The organism is Variovorax sp. P5_A3, from assembly GCF_056400665.1.
On the sequence record NZ_JBFUKW010000044.1, the window covers coordinates 1 to 18,857 of the forward strand.

20 protein-coding genes are annotated in these 18,857 nt (G+C 62.5%); 13 read left to right on the top strand and 7 right to left on the bottom strand.

Annotated features, from left to right (window positions below):
• Positions 1-251: MFS transporter (locus AC1D3B_RS34685; RefSeq protein ID WP_478195233.1), on the bottom strand; the 251-nt coding region annotated here is incomplete at its 3' end.
• A 351-nt stretch (positions 252-602) separates the two neighbouring features.
• Here AC1D3B_RS34685 and gcl point away from each other — a divergent pair.
• On the top strand, positions 603-2,393 hold the full coding sequence (gene gcl, locus AC1D3B_RS34690) for a glyoxylate carboligase (protein ID WP_478195206.1): 1,791 nt from the start codon (positions 603-605) through the stop codon (positions 2,391-2,393).
• Here gcl and AC1D3B_RS34695 read toward each other — a convergent pair.
• Positions 2,390-2,692 (bottom strand): formate dehydrogenase subunit delta, encoded by a 303-nt coding sequence (locus AC1D3B_RS34695; protein WP_478195207.1) that lies wholly within the window; start codon positions 2,690-2,692, stop codon positions 2,390-2,392. The two genes, gcl and AC1D3B_RS34695, sit on opposite strands and share 4 nt — an antisense overlap.
• A gap of 253 nt (positions 2,693-2,945) precedes the next feature.
• The gene (locus tag AC1D3B_RS34700) at positions 2,946-3,725 is read right to left on the bottom strand and encodes an SDR family oxidoreductase (RefSeq protein WP_478195234.1); all 780 of its coding nucleotides are present in this window, start codon (positions 3,723-3,725) and stop codon (positions 2,946-2,948) included.
• Between the two features lie 369 nt (positions 3,726-4,094).
• On the opposite strand from AC1D3B_RS34700, the gene AC1D3B_RS34705 reads away from it, so the two are divergent.
• Both AC1D3B_RS34705 and AC1D3B_RS34710 read left to right on the top strand, forming a co-directional pair.
• The gene (locus AC1D3B_RS34705) at positions 4,095-4,493 is read left to right on the top strand and encodes a winged helix-turn-helix transcriptional regulator (RefSeq protein ID WP_478195235.1); all 399 of its coding nucleotides are present in this window, start codon (positions 4,095-4,097) and stop codon (positions 4,491-4,493) included.
• Positions 4,494-4,513: 20 nt separating this feature from the next.
• On the top strand, positions 4,514-5,029 hold the full coding sequence (locus tag AC1D3B_RS34710; RefSeq protein ID WP_478195208.1) for a Rieske (2Fe-2S) protein: 516 nt from the start codon (positions 4,514-4,516) through the stop codon (positions 5,027-5,029).
• Between the two features lie 12 nt (positions 5,030-5,041).
• Here AC1D3B_RS34710 and AC1D3B_RS34715 read toward each other — a convergent pair whose 3' ends face one another.
• A complete protein-coding gene (locus tag AC1D3B_RS34715) occupies positions 5,042-6,700 on the bottom strand; it encodes a sulfatase-like hydrolase/transferase (protein WP_478195209.1) in 1,659 nt (552 codons plus the stop codon).
• Positions 6,701-6,914: 214 nt separating this feature from the next.
• Here AC1D3B_RS34715 and AC1D3B_RS34720 point away from each other — a divergent pair, with 214 nt between their 5' ends.
• From AC1D3B_RS34720 to AC1D3B_RS34765, 10 genes are all read left to right on the top strand, one after another.
• Positions 6,915-7,385 (top strand): hypothetical protein, encoded by a 471-nt coding sequence (locus tag AC1D3B_RS34720; RefSeq protein ID WP_478195210.1) that lies wholly within the window; start codon positions 6,915-6,917, stop codon positions 7,383-7,385.
• A gap of 461 nt (positions 7,386-7,846) precedes the next feature.
• Entirely contained in the window at positions 7,847-8,392 is a 546-nt protein-coding gene (locus AC1D3B_RS34725) for a nuclear transport factor 2 family protein (protein WP_478195211.1), read from the top strand.
• A gap of 16 nt (positions 8,393-8,408) precedes the next feature.
• Entirely contained in the window at positions 8,409-9,128 is a 720-nt protein-coding gene (locus AC1D3B_RS34730; RefSeq protein ID WP_478195212.1) for an NADPH-dependent F420 reductase, read from the top strand.
• A gap of 94 nt (positions 9,129-9,222) precedes the next feature.
• Positions 9,223-10,185 carry a Bug family tripartite tricarboxylate transporter substrate binding protein gene (locus AC1D3B_RS34735; RefSeq protein WP_478195213.1) on the top strand — a complete coding sequence of 321 codons (963 nt, stop codon included), beginning with the start codon at positions 9,223-9,225 and terminating at the stop codon, positions 10,183-10,185.
• A gap of 13 nt (positions 10,186-10,198) precedes the next feature.
• Entirely contained in the window at positions 10,199-11,614 is a 1,416-nt protein-coding gene (locus AC1D3B_RS34740) for an FAD-dependent oxidoreductase (protein WP_478195214.1), read from the top strand.
• Positions 11,615-11,643: 29 nt separating this feature from the next.
• Entirely contained in the window at positions 11,644-12,630 is a 987-nt protein-coding gene (locus tag AC1D3B_RS34745; protein ID WP_478195215.1) for a cupin domain-containing protein, read from the top strand.
• The gene (locus tag AC1D3B_RS34750; RefSeq protein ID WP_478195216.1) at positions 12,627-13,874 is read left to right on the top strand and encodes an FAD-dependent monooxygenase; all 1,248 of its coding nucleotides are present in this window, start codon (positions 12,627-12,629) and stop codon (positions 13,872-13,874) included. Before AC1D3B_RS34745 ends, AC1D3B_RS34750 begins: the two co-directional genes overlap by 4 nt.
• Positions 13,855-14,736, top strand: coding sequence for a fumarylacetoacetate hydrolase family protein (locus AC1D3B_RS34755; RefSeq protein WP_478195217.1), 882 nt, complete (start codon positions 13,855-13,857; stop codon positions 14,734-14,736). Before AC1D3B_RS34750 ends, AC1D3B_RS34755 begins: the two co-directional genes overlap by 20 nt.
• Positions 14,737-14,747: 11 nt before the next feature.
• Positions 14,748-15,452 carry a TetR/AcrR family transcriptional regulator gene (locus AC1D3B_RS34760; RefSeq protein WP_478195218.1) on the top strand — a complete coding sequence of 235 codons (705 nt, stop codon included), beginning with the start codon at positions 14,748-14,750 and terminating at the stop codon, positions 15,450-15,452.
• Between the two features lie 31 nt (positions 15,453-15,483).
• Positions 15,484-16,482 (top strand): Bug family tripartite tricarboxylate transporter substrate binding protein, encoded by a 999-nt coding sequence (locus AC1D3B_RS34765; protein WP_478195219.1) that lies wholly within the window; start codon positions 15,484-15,486, stop codon positions 16,480-16,482.
• Positions 16,483-16,761: 279 nt separating this feature from the next.
• Here the strand turns inward: AC1D3B_RS34765 and AC1D3B_RS34770 are convergent, their stop codons facing one another.
• The 3 genes from AC1D3B_RS34770 to AC1D3B_RS34780 form a co-directional block, all read right to left on the bottom strand.
• Positions 16,762-17,118: a hypothetical protein gene (locus tag AC1D3B_RS34770; RefSeq protein WP_478195220.1), complete on the bottom strand. Its 357-nt coding sequence runs from the start codon at positions 17,116-17,118 to the stop codon at positions 16,762-16,764.
• A 128-nt stretch (positions 17,119-17,246) separates the two neighbouring features.
• On the bottom strand, positions 17,247-18,536 hold the full coding sequence (locus AC1D3B_RS34775; protein WP_478195221.1) for an MSMEG_0569 family flavin-dependent oxidoreductase: 1,290 nt from the start codon (positions 18,534-18,536) through the stop codon (positions 17,247-17,249).
• Positions 18,537-18,566: 30 nt separating this feature from the next.
• Entirely contained in the window at positions 18,567-18,851 is a 285-nt protein-coding gene (locus AC1D3B_RS34780; RefSeq protein ID WP_478195222.1) for an MSMEG_0570 family nitrogen starvation response protein, read from the bottom strand.
• Between the last annotated feature and the right edge of the window lie 6 nt (positions 18,852-18,857).

Sequence of the window (18,857 nt, forward strand, 5' to 3'; positions counted from 1 at the left end):
GCGTTCACCACCCAGCCCAGCCCCGCGAGCACCGCCCCGCCCCCGATCACCGGGCGCGGGCCGAACTTGTCCACCAGCCAGCCTTCCACCGGCACCAGCCAGGTCTCCACCACCACGAAGATCGAGAACGACAGCTGGATCGCCGTCAGCCCCCAGTGGTTCTTCGCCTCCATCGGGTTCACGAACAGCGTCCATCCGTACTGCAGGTTGGCGATCAGCGCCATGCACAGGATGCCCATCCCCAGCTGCATCCAGCGGTACGCCGCACCGTGCTCCGCCTTCTCCGCGCGCTTCGCATGCGGCAGCGCAACTGCAATCGATTGACGGTCCATCTCGAACCTCCTTGTCTCGGGTTGTGGGGCTTGATTCAGCGAAGGTCCGACTGTCAAAGCATCATCTCCAAAATTTCTTGACCCACGTCAACTTCCCAAAAATGCGACATGCTCGTTGTCCCTAGCCGCGACGCACGCTCCTCTGGGCAAGGGGGTCGATCGGGCACTCATTCGCGCATGGAATATGGCTAATGCCGCGCCTCACTCTTCCTCGCGCCGTTGGAACGCCAGACGATCCGACCTGTTCGACAACTCAACAGGAGAAGTGCAATGGCGAAGATGAAGGCCGCGATGGCGGCAGTGCTGGTAATGGAGAAGGAAGGCATCTCGCAGGCCTTCGGCATACCCGGCGCGGCAATCAATCCGCTCTACGCCGCGCTGCGCGAACGGCAGTCGATCGCCCATATCCTGGCGCGGCACGTCGAGGCCGCCTCCCACATGGCCGAGGGCTACACCCGCGCGAAGGCCGGCAACATCGGCGTGTGCATCGGTACCTCGGGGCCCGCGGGGACGGACATGATCACCGGCCTCTACTCGGCCATCGCGGACAGCATCCCGATCCTTTGCATCACCGGCCAGGCGCCACGCGCAAGGCTCTACAAGGAAGACTTCCAGGCCGTCGATATCGAATCGATCTCCAAGCCCGTCACCAAGTGGAGCGTGACGGTGCGCGAGCCCGCACTGGTGCCGCGCGCCTTCCAGCAGGCCTTCCACCTGATGCGTTCCGGCCGGCCGGGGCCGGTGCTGATCGATTTGCCTTTCGACGTGCAGATGGCCGAGATCGAGTTCGACATCGACACCTACGAGCCGCTGCCTGTCTACCGTCCCGCCGCGACCCGCAAGCAGATCGAACGCGCGCTGGACATGCTGCAGTCGGCGTCCAAGCCGTTGATCGTCGCCGGGGGCGGCATCATCAATGCCGACGCCAGTGCGCTGCTGGTCGAGTTCGCCGAACTGGTCGGCGTGCCGGTCATCCCGACGCTGATGGGCTGGGGCGCGATACCGGACGACCATCCCCTGATGGCCGGCATGGTGGGGCTCCAGACCAGCCATCGCTATGGCAATGCCACGATGCTTGCGAGCGACTTCGTGCTGGGCATCGGCAACCGCTGGGCCAATCGCCACACAGGCTCGACCGAGGTCTACTGCAAGGGTCGGAAATTCGTTCACGTCGATATCGAGCCGACGCAGATCGGACGCGTGTTCAACCCTGACCTCGGCATCGTCAGCGACGCCGGAGCCGCGCTGAACCTCTTTGTCGAGGTTGCGCGCGAACGCAAGGCGGCCAGGCAACTTGTCGACTTCAGCGACTGGTCGCACCGCTGCGCGGAGCGAAAGAGGCTGATGCATCGCAAGACCCACTACACCGAGACGCCGATCAAGCCGTTCCGCGTCTACGAGGAGATGAACAAGGCCTTTCCGCGTGACACCATCTACGTCTCGACCATCGGCCTGTCGCAGATCGCCGGCGCGCAGTTCCTCCAGGTGTACGGGCCACGGCAGTGGATCAACTGCGGCCAAGCCGGTCCCCTGGGCTGGACGATCCCGGCGGCGCTCGGCGTCGTCGCAGCGGATCCCACGCGCACGGTGGTCGGACTGTCGGGCGACTACGACTTCCAGTTCCTGGTGGAAGAGCTGGCGGTGGGCGCACAGTTCCGGCTGCCCTACGTGCAAGTGCTGGTCAACAACAGCTACCTGGGCCTGATTCGCCAGGCACAGCGCGGCTTCGACATGGACTATTGCGTGCAGCTCGGCTTCGAGAACCAGAACGTGGAGGACGAGAACCTGAAGAGTTACGGGGTCGACCACCAGGCGGTGGTGCGCGGCCTGGGATGCCGCTCGCTGCAGGTCGCCGACCCGGAGCAGATCGCGCCAGCGCTCGAGCAGGCCATGATGCTCGCCCGCACGCACCGGGTGCCGGTTGTGGTCGAGGTGATCCTCGAGAAGGTCACGAACATCGCGATGGGCGTGGAGATCGACAAGCTCAATGAATTCGAGGAGATCGATTGCCGCCATCCCGCCGGCAGGCACGGCCTCGAGACGGCCGGGCTGCTCGATTAGCCTGCGTCGCTCCCGCCCTCGGGCTCGACCGGGGCGGTGACGCCGTTCACCTGCCCCCTCCCCTTGGTGAGCAGCTCACGGTTGTTGCCGAGGGCGGAGCGCACGACAGGCAGGATCTGATCGCCCTGACCGGCATCGAGGCCGTCGAACAACTGGGCGCGCATGCTGGGCGCCCAGAACATCTTCAGGTGGGCAGCGATGGCATCCTGAACGGCACGCGGCTCGTCATTCATCTGGAAGCCGATGGAAGTTCCGATCTGATTCGCCATCTTGATCAGTTGCTCGGATGGGTTGTGCATCTTGATGCTCATCTTGTGGAGGCAGTTCGGCTTGCTAGTCCCATGACCCGTCCAGGATGTCGATGCTGATCTCGAGGAAGGACATTGCGCAGGTGGCCGCGGCGCCCAGCAGCAAGTAGAGCAGGAGAAAGATGGTGTCATTTGGCATGCGGCCACTGTCCCCGCAATGCCGCGCGATCGCCTTGACCTGGGTCAAGTTCGGAAAACAATACTCCGCAACGCCCCGCAAGCCGGCGCAGCGCCGAAGCTTGCCTCACGCAACGGGAACTGTTCCCCCGTCGATAACGTATTCGACCCCGGTGATGGAGGCTGCGCGCTGTGACACCAGAAATTCGACCAGTTCTGCGACTTCCTGCGGCTTGGCAGGACGCCCAAGCGGTATGCCCCCCAGGGAGTTCATGAGGGAGCGGCGTGCACCGTCGTAGTCAGTTCCGTTCTCTTTGGCGATTCTCTCGACGAGGCTCACAGCGGCTTCCGTTTCCACCCAACCAGGCGCGACGCGCACGACGCGCACACCTTTCGGACTGACCTCCTTGGACAGGCTCTTGCTGTACGTTGACAGGGCGGCCTTGGCGGCAGCGTAGGCAGTGGTTGCCTCCGGCAACGGCATCTGCCGTTGGATGGAGGTGATATGCACGATGACGCCCACGCCGCGGACAAGCATGCCCGGCAGGAGGGCTCGGTCAATGCGAACGGCAGCGTAGAGGTTCATGGCGAACGCCTTTTGCCATTCGTCGTCATCAAGCACGGCGAATCCGCCGGCGGGTGCCGACGAGCCCCCCGCTACATGGACGACGATGTCCGCGCCGCCGAGCTGGTCTTCGACGCCGCGTACGACGCCGTCGCAGCCGGCTGCCGTGGACAGGTCTGCGGCCACGAAGGCTGACTTCCCACGGTCCGCAGGCGCCGAGCGGGCTGTGGTCAGCACCGTGGCTCCGGCCTGCGTCAATTGCGCGACCACGGCGGCTCCAATCCCTTTGGTGCCGCCCGTGACGAGCGCCCTTCGACCCTCGAGTTCGACAGGTGTACGGATTTCGAGAGAGTCGATGAGGCCGTCCTTGAGGCCGAAGACGTGCATCAAATCGACGCGGTTTCCCGGGAAATTGCCTTCGAGGTGCGCCAACAGCTTGAACGTGCCGCCTTCCCGCGAGAGGCCGAGTGGCACCAGCCGGTACTGGTACTTGGCTTCAGCTGTCGCCTTCCAGGCGATGATGGCGTTCAAGCCATGAAACGTCTGGCCCTCGTCTCGAACAACTGCATCCGCGTGGAAGTACTCGCTGAGGGAGGCTTCGTTGTCGGGTCCACGCGATTCAAGGTATCGCGCAATGGCGTCAGGGGTCTGGATGTTCATCGAAGTCAGCGGGCAGTTGCAATGCACGGATGCTCGGCCTACGCTCACATCATGACAAGTACGCACCAGAAAGTTAGTGCTCCACCCCCCGCGGAGCGCAAGGCTTACACGCCGCTCACCGCCGCCATCGACGTCGAGGCGTGCTTCAGCCTTCTGGAGGGGCGCTGGAAGCTTGTTATCTTGTTCCACCTCTTCGGTGGAAAGGTGCTGCGGTTCTCGGACCTGGAGAAATGCATCACCGGCATTTCCCAGAAGATGCTTGCGCAGCAATTGCGACAACTCGAGGCTGACGGCATCGTCGAACGCACCGTGCACTCGCAAGTGCCACCAAGAGTCGACTATCGGATGACACCTTGGGGGCAGCAGCTCTGCCCGGCATTGGACAGCTTGCTGAAATGGGCTGAGCTACGGGAGCCGTACGCCATCGCCGGCTTGCTTGAAACGAAGTGACCCTACGTCGTGTTCTGCTTGTGATCGCCTTTCTGGTCGCCGCGGGCGCCTGGGTCGCCTTCGTGTCGTGGATGGCGGGGCTGGAACGCAAAGAGGCAGCCTACCTGGAAATCGACCTTGCCGAGATTCCGGCGGGAAGCCCGAAGTTCTACACCTTCCAACGTACACCGCTTGCCCTCGTTCGAACCACCGATGGGATGCTCGATGACCTTCGGGCGCAAACCACCCACACTTGGAACCTGCGTCCGATCGCGCCCGGGCGTCCGTCGTTCTTCGTCTACTCCCTGCTGAGCCCGGCCGACGGATGCGAGGTCGAACACGTGCCCCTGGGCGCGGACCGCTACGCGCCGGTGCGCCCTTGGCAAGGCGGGTATCGCAACCCATGCCGCTTTGGCGAATGGGACTACGCTGGCCGCGCGATCCAGCAGTACGCCGACCAGGATCCGCAACTGCTGTGGAGGGCAGATCTGGATGTTCCGGACTTCGAAATCAGGGAAGACCACATCCTGCGCATCACCCGCGCTCCGAAGCGGTAGGCGAGACCAGAGCTACTGTCGCCCGGGCTGTGCTCGGCGCAGTTGGTCGCCATTTATCTTCTCACCGAGACGTCGCATTACCCACCGGGTTCTTTCGGCAGCTGCTGTCATCGATCCGAGATCGATAGCCTCTTGCCGGTCGTCGACATATCGAATGGCCGCTGAACCGAGCAGGGTGGGCACAAGGTCGGCATGCATCGCCTTGGCTTCATGGTTGGCACGGAGTTGTTCCCAACGCGCGGAGTTGCCGGCGCGCCATTCATCGCTCGCCCAAATTACGGCCGGGACTGTCGTGTCCCAGCGCGTCGGATCTTTCAGCGCGTGTTGAAAAAGTCTTCGTCCGTCGTCAAGCAGGTTCTCACCGTGGTCAGCCGTGTACATCACGAAGGACGAGCCGCCCGCCTGCCCTATCTCTGAGATCACAGCATCGACGAATCGGAGGGATTCGGCTACGGCGTTGTCGTAGGCGCGGATGAATTCCGGAAGGGTGGAATCATCCGGAAGTTCAGAAAGCTTCGAACAGTCGGCCTGGAAAGCAGCTGTTGAGGGCTCATAGCGATCGCAGTACGAAAAGTGTGCGCCGTAGGCATGCATCACGATCAACTTCCTGGGCTCGTTCCGCGCGAGCACCAATCTGAGCAATGGCAGAAGGCTCTCTCGATCGGTCTTCTCTACTGTTACGAACATTTCGGTGTTGGCGTCAGGCCACGCAATGCCTCTTTCCTGGACGGCAAGCCAATAGGTGTGAAATCCAGCTTCGTCGAAAGCCTTCATGAATGTTGCGTCCTTGCTGACCCGAAATGCACCGCCAGGCATTTCGCGCGAGACGAGCAGAGGGACCGACGTATGCGTGCTGCTGGACCCGGACGTGACATCGCAATAGATGATCGCGTCTTGATGCTTGATCGCCACCTGCTGTTGCCCGCCGCATCGGCCGAGCCGGTCGGCACGCACCGATTCCCCGATGATGAGGATGTATGTCTCGTTCTGCGGGTGAAGTCCCGGCAACCGCGAGGCGCCCCAACTCGCCGACGCCGACCGAGGGTCGATGGGCGCATAGGGCAAGGCCGTCGCGATGAATTCGTCACGCCCGATCGCAGAAGCCGCGGCAATGGAAATCACATTCAGCGGCCATGCGCGCAGCAGGGTGTCATGAAAGACGGCACCGCATGTGATCGCAGCGAAGGTGATTGCCGCAAGGGTGGCCGAGCGCCACTTCCCGCGCGCCGTCCGGGTTGACGGAGTGCGAAACAACACCCAGATCGGAACGGCGAGCAGTACCGCGGTCAGGGCTATCCAGTGGGCATGAGGCTGAATCATTGGCCACGCTTCGTGGGGGTCCGGCCGAATCATGGCGGCCTCGAGAAGGTTGAAATCGCGTAAAAGGTCCGCTCCCACGGCCAGAACGCCGAACAGCGCAGGGACGTAGGTGAGGACCAGGAATGCTCGAAGCCCTAGGATGGCCCGAAGCAAGCCAAAGAACACTGCCGTTGCGGCAAGTCGGTAGGTGGCACCAAGATCCCAGACGTGCGTGGATGAAAAGATGGTCAGGGCTGGGAATAGCAGGATCGCGCCCCAGACGTAGTCGATGAGACTGACGACGCCGCGCTGTCTGTTTGCCGTTGACGCAGTTGCTCCATGCGCCACCCGTGGATCGCTATGTTGCTCCATGACCTTCTGCCTTCCGCATTCTGGCCAAGATTCCTGGCGACCTGATCGCTCGCGGTGGAAGACATTGCCGTGGGCAGGGCTGGCCAGGCTGTGAAGATGTCTGTCGAATTCCGGAATATCCGCGCGCCTACCTACTACGCCCACGTACGTGGGCGTACGTTGCGCCGGGGTCCGCTACGATGACGGCTGTCCGATCTTCGACATGGAGACGCCCATGAAAGCCTTCCACCTGCACTTGTTGCCGCCGGTCCTGGCCTTGCTGCTGGCCGCTTGCGCCAGCGATCCGTCCCGCCTGGCCGTCGGCTCTTCGCGCGCCCAGGCCCTGCAGCAGCTGGGCAAGCCGACCGCCACCTACCCACTGCCCGATGGCGGCGAGCGCTTGCAATATTCAACCGAGCCATATGGACACGAGGTCAACAACGTCGATCTGAACGCGGCCGGGCAAGTGGTGGCCGTGCGTTCCGAACTCGCCGCGCCGTTGGTCAACAACCCGATCCAGATCGGCAAATGGCGCGAAGCAGACATCCTGCGCACCTATGGCAAGCCCTTTCAGGTGACGCGTGTTGATTCCTTCGACGGCCCGATCTGGAGCTGGCACATACAGCAGAATTACCTGCCGTATATGTTTTACGTCTACTTCGATCCGGCCGGCGTGGTGGTGCGCTACTCCGTCAGCCCTCAGTGACGCAGGTCGCGCTTGCTCAAACTGATCCGCCCTTCATGGAATGAAGGGGCCGCTAAGCAGGCCATCCTTGCATTCGTCAACGACAACACGGACAAGACGAGCCCGAAGTACGTAGCGCCCCGCTTTCGGACAGCCCGCGCATCCGCAAAGGGCCCTCTCCAGAGTCGAGGCGTGAAGCGCGTGCGCACCCACTCGACGTAGGGCAGGAGCGGCCAAGCGCGGAAGTTCGTCTTAGTCTGCTTTCGGGTTCCCTAGGCTCGCTCTCATCGCAACGGCCCGTCGTTCGACGCGCTCGCCCGATCAAATCAAGAGGTGCCTCCTCGCGAAGCGCGAGGCATCGAAGGGGCGGTACCTAGCGAAAACACTGATGCCGCGGAAAGACTCAAGCCCCACACTTACAAACCAGCGGGTCGGTTTGTTATATCCAGCTTGCTTCAAGCGGCAGCCCAAGGAGAACTATGTTGAAGACGACGGACGAGATGTTGCGCGAGTTGGTGGTGAAGGATCGGTTGCACGACCTGGAGATGGCCTACTGCCGCGGGGTCGATCGGCGCGATGCAGCACTGCTGCATTCCATCTTCTTCGAGGACGCAATCGAGGAACACGGGGATATGTACAGCGGCCGCGCGACAGAGTTCGCCGAATGGGTGTTCCGCGATTTCCTGCCCAAGTACGAACTCACAGCCCACTACGTGCTCAACGAGTGGTACCGCGTCAACGGCGACAAGGCAGAGGGTGAGACGCACCGCCTTTCCTACCATCGCACTCGTGCCGCGGACGGGTCGGCAATGGAGGCTATCGCCGCCTGCCGCACCTTCAACCGATATGAGTGTCGCGAGGGCTTGTGGAAGATTTCCTACCGCAGCGTGGTCCGCGATTGGGTGACCCAGCGCCCCGTCGACGACACGCTCTACCACGGGCATTTCGGCATGGAGCTAAGTCAGCCGAACGATCAGGACGAATCGTATCGGCTTCTTTCCCTTTTCCCGCGCGGCGATCGGCTTTAGAAAAAGGGGCGACGTGATGAAAATCGGAATCATCGGCACCGGCAACATGGGGCGCATTCTGGGTTGCGGATGGGCTGTTCACGGGCACGAAGTCTTTTTCGGCGCGCGCAATCCGCAGACTGCAATCCAGGCCGCCGACCTGGCGCAGAAGAATGGCGCTGCGGGCGCGCGGGCAGGCAGCAATCGCGAAGCGGCCCTTTTTGGTGACGTGATTTTCTACAGCGTTCGCGACGTGGAGCCCGATCACGTGATCGATGACATTTCCGCATTGGATGGCAAGGTCGTGATCGATCCGAATAACTGGCCGGTGCCTGAAGGGAAATTCGACTTCGCACCAGTTGCGCAGTCTCTCGCAGAAAAGCTCCAAGCATGGCTGCCCCGCAGCCGCGTGGTGAAGTGCTTCAACACGATGGCACAGGAGTTGTTCGAAATGCCTGTCGCCGAGCTGCGCGCGCAGAAAGTCTCAGCGTTTATTGCCTCTGACTACGCTGACGCGCGTGATGCCGTCGCCGGCCTCGCGCGTGATCTAGGCCTCGAGCCGGTGGACATGGGACCACTGCGGAACGCACGCATTGTCGAACCGCTGGGCGACGTCATCCGCTATCTCATCTTGGGCGCCGGCCTTGGTCCCTACACCACGTTGAAGGTCGATGTGCTGAAACCCGCTGAGTCCGGACGTTTTGGCGGGCGCCACGCTTCAGCTTGGTGGGCCCGAAACGCTGCGACGAGCCGCTGAGATGCGCGCTCGCCGAGAACGATGGAACACGAGTCGTTTGGCGGCGCCCACGACAACGAACTGGAGATTCACGATGATCCCACGCATTCCCCTGGTGCGCGCCCTGACGGCGGCAGCCTTCACCTTGGCCGCGGCAACCGCGGCGGCGCAGGCGTACCCAACAAAGCCGATCCACATCGTTGTCCCTTTTAGTGCCGGCGGCGGTCTGGATGCAGCGGCCCGCGTGCTGGGGCAAGGGCTCAGCAAACGTCTTGGCCAGCCGGTTGTCGTGGAGAACAAGCCCGGCGGCAATGGCCTTATTGCCACGCAGTACGCCACCAGTGCCAAACCGGATGGCTACACGCTCTACTTGTGCGTGACCACGCCGTGGTCGATGCTGCCGGCGCTCTACAAGCGACCGCTGGGCTATGACGCCAACAAGGACTACACGGCGATCTCCCTGCTGGCTGAATTCCAGACCGTGATCTTCGTAAACCCCAAGACCGGGATCACGTCGATGAAGGGCTACATTGAACGCGCCAAGGCCAACCCGGGCAAGCTTTCATACGCCTCGACAGGCTCTGCGCAGCCCTACACGCTCGCGACCGAGTTGTTGAAATCGAAGGTGAACATCGATGTATTGCAGGTTCCATTTCCGGGAGCTGCTCCAGCGACGCAATCGGTGGTCGCCGGCGACGTGGATTCGGCCATGTTTGATGTCGGAGGATCGGCGCCGTTTATCAAGGCCGGTCGGCTGACGCCGCTGGCTGTTCTCGGGAAGAGCCGCGTGCCTTCCTTGCCTGAGGTCCCCACGCTCACCGAGGCGGGGGTCACCGGTGTGGAGATTCCGATGATCTGGATGGGCGTGGTCGGCCCCGGCGGTTTACCGCCGGCGATTGTTCGCAGGCTCAACGAAGAGATCAACACTGTCCTGCGTGGCGAAGAGATGACGGCGCTGCTTGCAGCGCAATCGCTAACGCCGTTGGCGGCTTCGCCCGAGCAGATGGACGCACAGATCAAGGGCGACATCAAGTCCTGGGGCGCAGTGATCAAGCAACTGGGTCTTCAACTCGACTGAAAGGGGAGACGAAATGAACAAGGCATCCTTGCAATACGACGTTGTCGTAGTGGGCGCGGGCATGGCCGGCCACTGCGCGGCCCTTGAGGCGGCGCGCCTCGGCGCTTCGGTGATCCTGCTCGAGAAAATGCCCACCTATGGAGGAAGTACCGCCATGTGCGGCGGTGCATTTGCCTTCGCCGGCACCCGTGTGCAGAAAGAGCAGGGCATCGCCGATACGCCCGAACTGCTCGAGCAGGATTTGCTCACCTGCGGGCATCATGCCAACGACCCGCAGGTGGTGCATGCCTATGCTGAGCACCAGTACGACGCCTATCGCTGGCTCGAAGCATTGGGCTTGGACTTCGATAGCGTCACGTTGAACGGTGGCCAGTCCATGCCGCGCCTGCATAGCCTGGATCCAAAGCACATGCTGGGCGTTTTGCACCAGGCGCTGCTGGATGCGGGCGGCAAGTTCCGCGCAAATGCGGCCGCACGTCGCCTGATCACCGATGGAGACGAGGCCGAGAGGAGGGTCATCGGCGTAGAACTGACGAATGGCGAGCAGGTGATGGCGCGGCACGGCGTGATCATCGCGACCGGCGGCTTCTCGCGTTCACCCGAGCTCGTTGCTCGCTTCGCGCCGCATTTGGCCGATGCCAAACCAATGGGAGGTGAAGGCAATACGGGGGATGGATTGCGCATGGGATGGGCGTTGGGCGCCGATCTGGTGGATATGGGCTTTACCAAGGGCACCTTTGGTGCGCCCGCTACCACGCCGCTCGCGGGGAAGGAAAAGCTGGCGCCGCACCTCGTGCATACCATGTACAAGGGTGGCATCGTCGTGAACACGAACGGAGTTCGCTTCGTCAATGAATCTCTGTCTTACAAGGTGATCGGCGAGGAATGCCTGAAGCAGCCCGGCCGTATCGGCGTGCAGGTTTTTGACCAGCGCATCATGGACCAGTCCGCCCCTTTCCCGACAGTGGACGACTACAACTCGGCACTGGAAGCCGGACTGATCAAGCGCGCGGACTCGCTGGACGAACTCGCCGTCCTGCTCGGCCTTCCGCCCCAGGCACTGAGGGCCACGGTGGCACGGTACAACGCCGCGGCTGAAGGCCGCGGGGGTGACGAGATGGGCCGTGACTGCCTCACCGCAGGCTACGGCACCGTACCGACGCTCTCGGCCGCGCCTTTCTACGGCATTGCCTGCACTACCGGCCTCAACTCGACTTATTGCGGCCTGCGCACCGACGCTGGCGCCCGCGTGCTGGATGTGTTCGGCCAACCGCTTCTCGGCCTCTACGCCACCGGCGAAGTCATGGGAGGGCTGCATGGCGCCTCGTATCTGAGCGGCTCGTCGCTTGCGAAAGGCTGCATCTTCGGGCGCCTTGCCGCGCAGGACGCCTGCCGTCACATAGGCCGGGCAGTGGCTGTCCACGCCTGAGTCCCGCCTCTTTGCATTGGAACAACTCTATGCCTGAAATCCTGGAAGCCTCCGCATCGCGCTACGACGCGATCCGGGACGTCGATGAACTTATCCATGCCATTGATGCACAGAATTGCACTCCAGGCTGGACGCCGCGCAAGCAGCCGTTGATGTGGCGCGACCCTCTTTCCAAGTTTGTCCCTGCGCATTGGCGTTTTTCCGAGATCCGGCCAGCGTTGCTCGCAGCCGGCCGCGTGATCGGCACCGATCTGGCCGAGCGGCGCAACTTCGTGTTGCGTAACCCAATCGAGGGCAACGACTTCGCTACCACACGCACACTCGTCGGGGCCTACCAGTCGATCCTGCCAGGAGAAAGGGCGCGCTCGCACCGCCATTCATCACACGCGCTGCGCGTGATCATCGAATCGCGCGGGTCGTACTCAGTGGTCAATGGCAAGCGACACCCGATGGAAACCGGAGACATCGTCCTCACGCCCGGCAATCATTGGCACGGCCACGGACACGACGGTGATTCGCAGGCATTCTGGTTTGACTGCCTGGACTTGCCGCTCGTGCATCTGCTGGAGCCCATGAAGGCGGAGGATCACCCCGAACATTGGGAGCAGAATGCCGAGCGCGTTGACCACTCCCCCATGCGCATCGAATGGGCTGACATTAAGAACCGGCTCGCGGCGGCCAGTTCGGGCGGCAGCGATGCCTCTTTCTTTGGGAAGACCGTGGACGTCACTTCCACTCTGATGCCCACCATCACGATCAAGGTTCACCAGTGGGCCTCGGGCTGGCAGGGAGATGCCTACCGGCGCAACGCCAATGCAATCTACGTCGTGCTCCGGGGTAGCGGCACCAGCGCGGTGGGTGAAGAGCGCTTTGAGTGGTCCTTTGGCGACGTCTTCGTCGCACCGTTGGGTGTGCGCGTCGCTCATTCGGCAAGTGAAGACGCCGTGCTGGTGGCTCTTACCGACGAGGGCCTGATGAAATTCTGCGGCTATGACGGACTGGAGTCCTGCCAATGACTCGATCTTTTCTCATCGTCGGCGGCGGGCTGGGTGGCGTGGCTACCGCCTTGGGCCTAGGCCAGCGGGGCCGCAGCGTGCGCCTTCTTGAACAGTCTGCCGAAATCGCGCCCATCGGCTATGGCGTTCAGATTGGCCCCAACGTACTGCCGGTGCTCCAGCGCCTTGGCGTGGGTGACGAAGTGCGCCGAGCCTCCTACCTGCCGGATGACCTTCTCTTGCTGGACGCCTATACCGGCGAGAAGCTGGTGCGCGTGCCACTAAAGGGTGAGGCCTTCGAGAGCCGATACCCGGCACCCTACATTGCCATCCACCGCGTCGATCTACACGAAATCCTGCTGAAGGCAGTACGGCAACTGCCCAACGTGGACCTGAACCAGGCGACCACCGTGAGCAGCTATACGCAGACTCCAGATGCCGTTCAGGTCCAGACCGAGCGAGGGGAAACCATCGAAGGCTGCGCGCTCGTGGCGGCCGACGGCCTTCGTTCACGCCTGCGCGCGCAGATGCATCCCGAAGATGCATCGCGCGACACCGGGTACGTCGCTCACCGCACCATCGTGCCCATGAGTGAAGCCCCATTGAACCTGCAAAGACGCATGGGCGTCACCATGTGGACAGGCGACGGTTTCCACGTCATCTACTACCCGCTGCGTGAGCGCACCGAGATGAACATCGTCGCTGTCTTCCGCGTACCGCCAGATCTGGAACCTACCGACAATGATGGCTACAGGAACTACATCAACGCCATAGCGGCCAAGGCCCAGCCGGAGGTTCGCGATGTGATTTCCGTGGTCAATCTGGAGCGCCGCTGGGCTATTGCAGATCGCAACCCTTTGCGGCGCTGGTCCGAGGGACGAGTCACGCTGCTGGGCGACTCTGCACACGCCACGTTGCAGTCGCTTGCGCAGGGCGCGGGCATGGCTTTGGAAGACGCATCCGAACTCACCGCCTTGTTGGACAAGCATCCCGAGGATCCAGAGCGCGCCTTCGCAGCTTTCGAGCGAACGCGCTTCGTGCGGACCGCGCGCGTTCAGCTCGAGTCGCGCGCCCTCTGGCACACCTATCACTGCAGTGGCACCGATGCGGAAGTACGAACGCAGCAATTACAGGAGCGCACCACAGAAGACCTGTACCGCTGCTTCGACTGGCTTTGGAACCCTGGAGCAGCCCAAAGGGCTGCTCCAGGATCGCCGCAATCAAGAACCTACGAGGACGCGCCGCATGAGATTCTGCCGATTTGACAATGACCGGCTGGGCCTGATCGAAGGCGATGAGGTGTTCGACATCTCGTCCGCGCTCGATGCACTGCCGTCGATGCGTTGGCCGGTGCCGCTGGGCGACCCGTTGATCGCGCACCTTCCCGCATTGATGGATGCTGCCCGGCTGGCGCGGCACAGTGCGCATCCCTGCAAGCTCTCGCAGGTTCGCTTGCATAGCCCGATTTCGAACCCAAGCAAGGTGATGGCCGCGCCGGCAAACTATCGACTGCACGTCGAGCAGGACACGAAGGACGCCGGCGTTGATCAGGGTGTGCATCGCAAGGCACTGGAAGGCGTGGAGCGGCCCGCAGAGAAGTACGGACTGTTCCTCAAGGCCACCTCCGCCATCGCAGGCCCTTCGGAGGGCGTGAAAGTCATCTTGCCGGATCGCAGAACTGACCACGAGGTCGAACTCGGCGTGGTGATAGGAAGGGCGGGACACGCAATCTCGCGGGCCGATGCCATGTCACACGTCGCTGGCTATTGCATTGGGTTGGACATGACGGTCCGCGGAGCCGAGGACCGTAGCTTCCGGAAATCCCCCGACACGTACACCGTGCTCGGCCCCTGTTTCGTCACGGCTGACGAAATTGCCGATCCGCACGCACTCACCATGTCCCTCTGGGTAAACGGCGAACTGCGGCAGCATAGTTCGACGGGTGCGATGACGATCGACATTCCTGACCTGATTGAACTCGCGTCGCGTATCTACACGTTGCACCCGGGAGATGTGATCCTGACGGGTACCCCAGAAGGTGTCGGTCCTGTGGTGGCAGGGGACGAAATACGCGCGGCGTGTGACGGACTCGGTGAGATGACACTACGTGTCTCCAACCACCCGTAAAGCAAAAACCGATGGCCAAACCGCTCGTTCCCGCACGTCCTCGTCGTACCCAAGTCGAGCGCACCATGGCAACTCAGCGCAAGCTGATCGACGGCGCAATCGATCTGTTGAAGAAGAAGCGCTACGCAAGCTTTCGCACGGCAGATGTAGCCGAGCATGCAGGCGTATCGAAAGGAGCCCAGACCCACCACTTCCCTTCGAAGGACATGCTGGTTCTACAAGCGCTGGAGGAGGTCTATCGACGGACCCAGCAGCGCGCGCTTCAACGCATTGCGGTCGGCCGATCCGCGCCCGACACCTTGCTTGAGCAACTCGTCTCTGACAGTCGCGAGTTCTTCTTGGGGGACGACTTCCTTCTCTCGCTCGACTTGATGATGGTGGATCCAAGTTCCACGTTAGGGAGCGATGTCAAACGACTGGCGCAACTGTACCGCCTGCCGGTAGAGCAAGCGTGGCTAGACGCCCTGGTTGCGGCAGGTCACCCTGAACGTCAAGCCAAGGACGTCGTTCGGCTGACTTTCGCGATAGCGCGTGGGTTTGGCGTCCGACAACTCATCGCAGGACAGGACGAAGAGTTTCAACACCTGATGGATTCATGGATGCGCATGGCCAAGGCAATGCTTCTACTTTCATCAGCGCCTGGAGCTTCGGGCACGTCGTCCCGCCGCTCTCTCGACGCCCCGCAACGAACGGCCCGCAAGAAGAACTCTGCTTGAGCACTGCGACTTGCACGCAAATGGAGACCTCATGACCGCTTCCGTCACACTATTTCAAAACCGCCGCGCAGCCCTCTTGCAAATACTTGCCGCGGGATCGGCCGCCACTGCCGGCCTGCCGTTATGGGCTCAGCCACTTTCTTCGCGACCCCTCAAGGTTGTCGTCGGGAGCCCGCCGGGAGCGCTCGGAGACGTAATCGCCAGGCTCATGGCTCAAAAGCTTGGCGATGCCTTGGGCCAGCCTAGCATCGTCGACAACCGCGCAGGGGCCAGCGGGGGCATCGCGGCTGACTACGTCGCAAAGTCACAAGGCGACGGCCACACGCTTCTTGTGGCGCCCGATGCCGTGATGGTGGTGAATCCCTTCGTTTTTCCGAAACTGCCCTATGACCCAACGAAGGACTTCCGCTCCGTCGCGCTGCTGGGCAAGGCCACTCTGGTACTGCTGGTAAGCCCTGCGCTGAACGCAAAGTCGCTCGCTGAATTTGTCCAGATGGCGAAGGCCAAGCCGAAATCGATCAACTTCGGCAGTGGGGGGCCAGGGCATCCCTCTCATATGGCAATGGAGTTGGTCGCCAGCCGCCTCGGTCTGCAGTTGACGCACGTTCCGTACAAGGGAACCTCCCTGGCGCTTCAAGGGCTGATGGGTGGAGACGTGGACGCTGTCATCGTGAGCATGGCGGAGGCTATGCCGCAGGTGAAAGCAGGCAACGTTGTCGCCTTGGCAACCAGCGGGCCCGCGGCAAAACAAGTATTCCCCAATCTTCCAGAGTTCAAGGCATCACATCCCGATCTAGACATCTCTGTTTGGTTCGGGATGTTTGCCCCTGCATCCACGTCGCCGGACGTCGTGCTACGGCTGAACACTGAGATCAACAAGGCGCTGGGCCAGGCAGACGTGTCAAAGCGCTTGGCGGAGTTTGGCCTGACGGTCACGCCCGGGTTGCCATCTGTGTTGGATCAACTGATGGCAGCGGACCGCGCGCGCTTCGGTCCGCTGGTGAAGGCGCTGGGCATCACAGCGAACTGATTGCTTTGCGTCGACTGGGCGTTGTTGCGCTCAGCGGGAACATTGTGAGCAACGGCCGCTTTGTGGCAGCCAATCATTGAGGCGACCGGCTGCTCAGGGCCCCGAACCGGGCTTACAGCGGACGGTAATGGAGCCCGAAAGCGGCCGTTGGATGCTCGCTGCACCTGCGCCAGCGGAACTATGCAAATGCGAGCGGTGCAACTTTGAAAACGACGCTCGTAAGCTGTTGATTTTCCTGGGTTAGAAAGTGCGACAACCTTGGAGGAACTCACCCTGAGTTCAGGCGCAGCGTGCGTAGACCAGCGCCAGATAGTCCGAATGCTTCCGGAGCGCTTCCAGTTGCTGCAGCGTGTTGCCTGTCACGCGATCGGTGGGGTCGAACTTCAAGCTGCCATCAGGCAGCAATATGAAATGGGTCGTTCCATGGCCCGTACCGGAGTTGCTTCCAGCGTTGACGAAGCCGCATCCGGCGCCGGTCGAACGGTTGTACTTCACCCCCGAGAAGATCGCGGAACCTGCCGGGAGTTGCTCTCGAACATGTGCCTCGACTTTCCAGACCGGCCAATAGAACCACCACGCGGCGAGACAGCCGACAAAAAGCGCGACGCCGACCAGGGTGGAAATCAGAGCCCTCATGGTTTTGCTCCATCTAAAGGAGGGCTCCAGTATATTTTTAAATGAGTACTTTGGTTTCCTTTTTTATCCGGTCGCATTGACCTGCGCTTGACGCACTTGTTGCCAATGGGAAGTTGGCGCGCATCCGACTAGGAGGCCGTCGCGGCGCGGATGGCTTGCGTGCCCGCGAGCTGTGGGCGGCCCCGCTGCTCGTCGATGCGCTCTGCCAGGAACTCCGCATCGCGCGCCACACCCGAAAAACGCCCGGAGCCCCAGGTGTGGAGCCACGGGAGCCCCAGGAAGTAGAGCCCAGTCACACCGGTCACCCCGCGCAGGTGCACCGGGTCGCCACGGCCGTTGAAGACCGGTGCGTCGATCCACGCGAAATCCGGCAGGAAGCCGATGCACCACACCACGCTCGTGATGCCCGAGCCGCGCAGGCTCAGCGTGCTGCGCTCCTCCTGCGGCTGCCACACCGGCTCATACGCGCCCCCGGCCGGCGCATCGATGCCTTTGGCCGCGATGAACTTGTCGATCGAGGCGTTGATGCCGTTGTAGATCTGGTCCGCATGATCGAGATTCGCACGCAGGTTGGGCTGGAACTGCAGCGTGTCGCCATCCAGCCCGGTCATCTGGCCGAAAAGCTCCATGCCCTCGGTGGCGAAGCGGCGCAGGTCGATATCGCGGCCGCCGTCGCGCCCGGTGACGTAGTGGTTCGTGTTGTCGCGCACGCCTTCTCGCAGCGGGTGCGCGGTGACCGGCATGTCGTAATAGTTCATGTCGGCGAGCCAGTCGACCACGTCCTTGCCGCGGTAGAAGCGCGCGCAGCGCGGGGCGTTGCCCGTGGCGAGATAGACCTTGCGCCCGGCCAGGTGCAGGTCTTCTGCGATCTGGGCGCCGGACTGGCCGCAGCCCACGACCAGCACCGCACCATCCGGAAGCTGCGCCGGGTTGCGGTACTGGGCCGAGTGGTATTGCACGATGCCCGCCGGGAGCCGCTCGGCCATGCGCGGCACGACCGGCTTGTGATAGCCCCCCGAGGCCACGACGACCTGGTCCGCCGTGTAGCGGCCCGCGCTGGTGTCGATCGTGTAGCGGTCCGCCTCACCGTCACGGGAGACCTTCTCGACGGTCACGCCCTCGATCGCAGGTGCCTGCACCTGCTCGACGAATCCGGCCAGCCACGCATTGATCTCGTCCTTCACCATGAAGCCGTGCGGATCGTTGCCCGCGTACGACCAGCCGGGCAGATTGCATTGCCAGTTGGGCGTAACCAGGCAGAAGGAGTCCCAGCGCTGGCTGCGCCAGCTGTGGACCAGCGTGCGCTTCTCGATCACGAGGTGGTCGATGCCTCGCTGCTGCAGGCAATGGCTCAAAGACAGGCCGGACTGGCCGCCGCCGACGATGACGACGCTGTAGTGGGTGGGTCGGGTGGTCATGATATGGAAGGCTCTCAACGATCAGGTGGGTCAGTCGAAACGCAGGATCACGACCTGCGCATCGGGCTTGGCATCGAATTGGCTCGCGATCTGCTCGATCGCCGAGAGCTGATCCATCGCCTGCGAGCAGGCAAATCCGTACTTGGCGCGCACGCGCTCGGACGCGATGCCGAGCGCCTCGCGCGCACGCCCCACGAAGTCGGCCAGTGGATAGCTCTCGCCGGGAACGAGGAAGTCCTGGACGACCAGCGACGGCGAATAGCAGCGGGTTTCGCTGTCGTCCGGCCAGCGGACGAGGAAATGCATGACGGGCATCGTGGC